Origin of the sequence: Microbacterium jejuense, assembly GCF_039544225.1 — a bacterium.
In the GTDB taxonomy this organism is placed as follows: domain Bacteria; phylum Actinomycetota; class Actinomycetes; order Actinomycetales; family Microbacteriaceae; genus Microbacterium; species Microbacterium jejuense.
Window position 1 is genome coordinate 1 of the sequence record NZ_BAABLG010000019.1, and the last position, 903, is coordinate 903.

General features: G+C 63.6%; 1 protein-coding gene. It reads left to right on the top strand.

Annotated features, from left to right (window positions below; all coding sequences use genetic code 11):
- Nucleotides 1–903: UDP-galactopyranose/dTDP-fucopyranose mutase family protein (locus ABEA46_RS20350; protein WP_345547273.1), on the top strand; the 903-nt coding region annotated here is incomplete at its 5' end.

Consider the following 903-nt stretch of genomic DNA (forward strand, 5'->3'; position numbering starts at 1 on the left):
TATGTGCATCGGGTGTACACGAACCACAAGGGTGTGGTGTTCCCGTTGCCGATCAATCTGGGCACGATCAATCAGTTCTTCCAGGCGGCGTATACGCCGGATCAGGCGCGGGCGTTGGTGCATGAGCTGGCGGGGGAGTATGACGCGAAGGATGCCGCGAATCTGGAGGAGCGGGGCATCTCGCTGATCGGGCGGCCGTTGTATGAGGCGTTCATCCGGGATTACACGGGTAAGCAGTGGCAGACGGATCCGAAGGATCTGCCGGCGGAGGTGATCAGCCGGTTGCCGGTGCGGTACAACTACGACAACCGGTACTTCAACGACACGTGGGAGGGTCTGCCCACGGACGGGTACACGGCGTGGTTGGAGCGGATGGCTGATCATCCGAACATCGAGGTGCGGTTGGATACCGATTTCTTCGATGTGTCGCAGCCGTTGCACAAGCAGGCCACGGTGGGGCAGGTGCCGGTGGTGTACACCGGGCCGGTGGACCGGTACTTCGACTATGCCGAGGGGGCGTTGTCGTGGCGGACGCTGGATTTCGAGCAGGAGGTGCTGGAGGTGGGGGACTTCCAGGGCACCGCGGTGATGAATTATGCGGACGCGGATGTGCCGTATACCCGGATCCACGAGTTCAAGCATTTCCATCCGGAGCGGGCGGACCGGTATCCGGCGGATCGGACGGTGATCATGCGGGAGTTCTCGCGGTTCGCGTCGCGGGAGGATGAGCCGTACTACCCGGTGAACACGCCGGAGGACCGGGCCGGGCTGCTCGCGTACCGGGAGCTCGCGAAGGGGGAGCCGGGGGTGCTGTTCGGCGGCCGGCTGGGCACGTATCAGTACCTCGACATGCACATGGCCATCGGCTCCGCGCTGTCCATGTGGAACAACCAGCTCGCATGA